4 protein-coding genes and 1 pseudogene are annotated in these 4,351 nt (G+C 72.7%); all 5 read left to right on the top strand.

Translation table 11 applies throughout. The features are described from left to right. The first annotated feature begins 925 nt into the window (after window positions 1-925). Window positions 926-1,474 carry a hypothetical protein gene (locus tag D455_RS0106090; protein WP_017569869.1) on the top strand — a complete coding sequence of 183 codons (549 nt, stop codon included), beginning with the start codon at window positions 926-928 and terminating at the stop codon, window positions 1,472-1,474. Between the two features lie 5 nt (window positions 1,475-1,479). Further along, entirely contained in the window at window positions 1,480-2,340 is an 861-nt protein-coding gene (locus D455_RS0106085) for a hypothetical protein (RefSeq protein ID WP_017569868.1), read from the top strand. A gap of 21 nt (window positions 2,341-2,361) precedes the next feature. Further along, the gene (locus D455_RS0106080) at window positions 2,362-3,030 is read left to right on the top strand and encodes an SAF domain-containing protein (protein WP_017569867.1); all 669 of its coding nucleotides are present in this window, start codon (window positions 2,362-2,364) and stop codon (window positions 3,028-3,030) included. Next, window positions 3,030-3,782: a P-loop NTPase family protein gene (locus tag D455_RS0106075; RefSeq protein WP_017569866.1), complete on the top strand. Its 753-nt coding sequence runs from the start codon at window positions 3,030-3,032 to the stop codon at window positions 3,780-3,782. The genes D455_RS0106080 and D455_RS0106075 overlap by 1 nt, the downstream gene beginning before the upstream one ends. Then, window positions 3,779-4,351: pseudogene (locus D455_RS0106070) on the top strand (CpaF family protein); the annotation flags it as partial. The gene D455_RS0106075 and the pseudogene D455_RS0106070, both read left to right, overlap by 4 nt.

Raw genomic sequence — 4,351 nt, 5'->3', positions numbered from 1 at the left:
CGTCGCGTGTGGACTCGGGCATGGTGTGGTCGAACAGCATGCGCGATTCCTTGTCCGCGTGTGGGGTTGCTACGCAAGAAGCACGAAGGTAGCATCGGCTCGCCCTGGTATGGAAGTAGTTGTTCTTGTGTTTACGTTCTCGTCCTCGTATGTCGCTTTGTGTGCCTCGTTCATGTGGTAAGAGGCTTGACCGTGGATCTCCTCCGGGGCTGACATCACTCCGCTTCCCGGGCTGTCCCAGCAGGTTCAGTGACGGACCTCGGGCTCCCGACGTGCGGTCCCGCCATCATTTCCCCATGGTTTCCTTTGGCCGGCGTGGAGCATTCGCATGCGGTTCTCCTCCGGTCGGGACGCCTTCCGCCTGAAGAAGCCGATACACCGCTCAAATGAGCGCGGGGATCGGGGCGTAATGCCACCGGGTGTGTGTTGTCCGACCGTGCGGCGGGCTCGGTGAGCAGCCGATCCGCCGTCGTCGGCATTGATCCCGGTCACGTTCGTGATCCCAGTTCAAGTGTTGTTCCACGTGCGTTTGTCAATGCGCTTCGGGTGTGTGTCCTGTCCGCGTCCGAGACCCGGAAGGTCGACTTGATCACAGTCAAAGGGAGGGCCGAGGGGTTGTTATGGAAGGCGACTTCTCTATAAGCTCACGCGAAGACACGAAAAACGCATCCAATACCACGTGGTTTCGGACAGGCGGAGGGCTCCGCCTCGCGCGGCTCCAGGTCGCGCCCGCCGCCCGGCGGACCGGAACCCGGACGGGAGCAGCGGTTCCCCATCCGCCCGCTCAACGGCCTTCCCCCGGTCCCGTGACCTTTCGGACGTAGGAGACCGCTCCCGCCACTCGTCGGAAGGAAAAGGACCCGCGCACCCGGGTCGATTTCGCCATGCCTCATTCCCCCTTTCCGCGCCCGTGGAGAACGCACCGATGACGAGAGCCGTGAGAAGGAACGGCGTCGTCCGGCGCGCGGTCGTGGCCGCGGGAGGCTGCGCGGCCCTCGCCCTGGCGGCGGGCTGCGCGGCCCCCGGGAACGCGTCCCCGGAGAACGGGGGCGCGGGGGCGACGGCCTCGCCGCGGCCGTCGGACCCTCACCGGACCGACGAGGAGGCCGCCGCGCTCGCCGCCTACACGGGGATGTGGGACACGGTCGTGGCCGCCTCCCACGAGGGCGGCGAGGTCCCCGCCGAACTGGAGGACCACGCGGTGGACGGTGCGCTCGCGCTCATGGACGCCGCCCTGGAGGGCGCCCGCGCCTCGGGGGCCGAGGTCACCGGGGAACCCGTCCTCGACCCCAGCGTGGTGGTCGAGGGACCCGACCGCGCGACGGTCGAGGACTGCCTCGACGACTCCGACTGGAACTTCGGTGTGGGCTCCTCCTCCGGGGAGGGCCCGCGCCGCGTTGACGCCACGCTCATTCACGACGGGCTCGCCTGGCGCGTGTCCGACCTACGGATCTGGGAAGCGGGATCATGTTGAGACCCATGCGGCCGGCGGCGGCGACCGCGGTACTGACCCTGGTGGCGGCCGGAGCGGCCATCCCGGCGCACGCCGATGAAGGTTCCTTCCTCAGGCAGGTCGAGTGCGGCAGTTCGGGCGGGGCCGGTTGCTCGATCCTGCTGCGCTGGGCGCAGACCCAGGGCGGCCGGTCCGGCTCCGGCGGCTCCGACGACTCCGGGGACTCGGACGGTTCCGGCGGTTCGGGCGGCTCCACCGGTGACGTCGACTGGAGCGCCATCGACTGGGACGCCATCGACTGGTCCCAGGTGGACTGGGACGCGATCGACTGGGAGTCCATCGACTACGAGGGGGAGGACGAGGGCGAGACCCCCACCGACCCGGTCACCCTCATCCAGGAGTCCATGGACTCCTTCGAACTGCCCCGGCCCACGATCGGGACCTCCCCGGGTAGCGACTCCCTGATCCTGGTCAACACCCCCGTGTGGCTGTGGCTGGAGTCCCAGGAGTGGGAGGCGGCCGAGGCCTCCGCCGAGGTCCCGGGCTGGTCCCTCACCGTCACCGCCACTCCGACCTTCACCGTCTGGGACCTGGGCGACGGCACGCGGGTCCGCTGCGAGGGCCCCGGAACCCCCTTCGACCCGGCCGTGCACGACCCCGCCGAGGCCTCCCCCGACTGCGGCCACGTCTACACCCTTCCCTCCGACACCCAGCCCGACGGCACCCACACCGTCACCGTCGAGGTCGGCTGGGACGTGGGCTGGGAGCTCTCCGACGGGGAGGCGGGCGACGAGGCGGGCGAACTCGACCCGGTCACCACGACCTCGCGGGTCGAACTCCAGGTGGTCGAGTCCCAGGGCCTGGTCACCGACACGGACCCCCGATAACAGCGAAAGAAGACGACAGACGTGGTGGACACGAAGACGGCACCGGCACCCGAGACGCCTCCGCGGGCGCGGGACACGCCTCCGCTGCGGCTCACGGGCGGCGGCCCCCGGCGGTGGCGGTGGCTGGCCCTCGCCCTGGTCCTCATGGCCGTGGGCGCCCTGGGCGGGGTCACGGCCCTGGAGCGGCTGGACGAACGCCAGGGGGTGCTCGTCGCCGCCGCCGACCTGCCCGCCGGACACGTGGTGTCCGCCGACGACCTGAGGGTCGCGCGGATCTCCGTCTCCGAGGGCGTCTCCTTCGTCGGCGCCGAACGCCTGGAGGACACGGTCGGCCGTACCCTCACCGTCCCGGTCACCGAGGGCGGCGTCCTCCCCGAGGAGGCCCTGGGCACCGAGGCGGCCTTCCCCGAGCGGGACTCCGCCGTGGTCGGCGTGGCCCTGCGCCCCGGCCGTTTCCCCGCCTCCCTGAGCGCGGGGGCCTCCGTCTCCGTGGTGGTCACCGCCGAGGAGGGCGCCGACACCGGGGTCCAGGCCCACCGCGCCTTCGTACGGAGCGTCGAGGCCACCGCCGACGACGGTTCGGTCGCGCTCGAACTCCTCGTCTCCTCCACCGACGCCGCCGACATCGCCTCGGCCGCCGCGGCCGAGCGCGTCAGCGTGGTCCGGGTCAACCCTCGGGGAGGAGTCTGATGTCCCGCACCGTGGCGCTCTTCTCCCTGAGCGGGTCCCCCGGTGTCACCTGCGCGGCCATGGCGGTGGCCGCGGTCTGGCCGGGCGGGGCCGGGGCCGTCCTGGTCGAGGCCGACGCCTCAGGCGGGGACGTCGCCACGTGGCGGCACCTGCCCCCCGACCCCGGGCTGACCGGACTGGCCGCCGCCGTCCGGCACGGCGGTTCCTCCGGCGCCGACCTGGGCGCCCACACCCAGACCCTCCCGGGAGGGCTGGCCGTGTGCCCGGCCCCCGTCACGGCCGACCGGGCGGGGGGAGTGGTGCGCCTCCTCGCCCAGAACCCCGCCGCGCTCACCTCGGGGGACGGCCCCGCGGTCGTGCTGGACCTCGGCCGCCTGGGCCCCGGTTCGGCCGCCTCCGACCTGGCCGCGCGTGCGGACACGGCCCTCCTGGTCGTGTCCGACGACCTCGCCCAGCTGCGCCGCGCCAAGGAGGCCTCCGAGGCTCTCCGCCAGACCCTCCCGACCCTGCGGACCGTGGTCAGCGGCGGCAGCGGGGGCGTCCGCGAGGTCAGGGACGCACTGGGCCCCGACGTGTGGGGGCGGTTCCCCGACGACCCCCGCTCCACGGCGTTCCTGCGCGGCGAGGCCAACCCGCGCAAACCCCACCGTCGGCCGTTCCTGCGGGCCGCCGCACGTCTGGCGGGCGACCTCGCCGCCGACGCCGCGCCCTCCCCGCAGCCCCGACCCGAGACGACGGGAGCCACCGCATGAGCTCCGGACACGACGTCGGAGACATCACCGACGGCCTCTTCCTGGACACCGACCGGGCCCGGTTCGTGGGCGAACGGGTCGGGTGGACCGCAGCCGAGGCGACCCGGCGACTGAGCGAGGAGACGCGCGGCGAACCCGAGGACTCACCCGAGGAGTACCGGGCCAGGGCCGAACGTGTCATCGCCAGGATCCTCGACGAGGAGGCGGGACGGGCCCTGACCGAGGGCCGGAGCGTGCTCGACGCCGCCACGGAGGCGTCCGTGGCGGCCGGAGCCCTCGCCCGGGTGTGCGGGCTCGGCCCGCTCCAGCCCCTCCTGGACGACTCCGGGATCGAGAACATCAACATCAACGGCGTCCACGTGTGGGTGCGCCGAGCCGACGGAGGACGCGAGCGGTACGACTCCCTCTTCGACGACCCGGAGGAGGTCGTCGCCCTGGTCCGGCGGCTGGCCGCCGAGTCCACCACGGGTGAGCGGCGCTTCGACCCGGGCGCGCCCATCCTCGACATGCAGCTGCCCGGGGGCGAGCGCCTGAACGCCGTCATGGAGGTCTCCCGGCAGCCCGCGGTG

It is taken from the genome of Nocardiopsis halotolerans DSM 44410 (assembly GCF_000341065.1).
GTDB lineage: Bacteria > Actinomycetota > Actinomycetes > Streptosporangiales > Streptosporangiaceae > Nocardiopsis > Nocardiopsis halotolerans.
The sequence above is the reverse complement of the archived record's forward strand: the minus strand, read 5'-3'. Positions and strand labels throughout refer to the sequence as shown.

Coding starts and splice junctions, on each gene's coding strand:
- D455_RS0106085 (WP_017569868.1), top strand. CDS start 1,480: ATGCGGCCGGCGGCGGCGACCGCGGTACTGACCCTGGTGGCGGCCGGA.
- D455_RS0106075 (WP_017569866.1), top strand. CDS start 3,030: ATGTCCCGCACCGTGGCGCTCTTCTCCCTGAGCGGGTCCCCCGGTGTC.
- D455_RS0106090 (WP_017569869.1), top strand. CDS start 926: ATGACGAGAGCCGTGAGAAGGAACGGCGTCGTCCGGCGCGCGGTCGTG.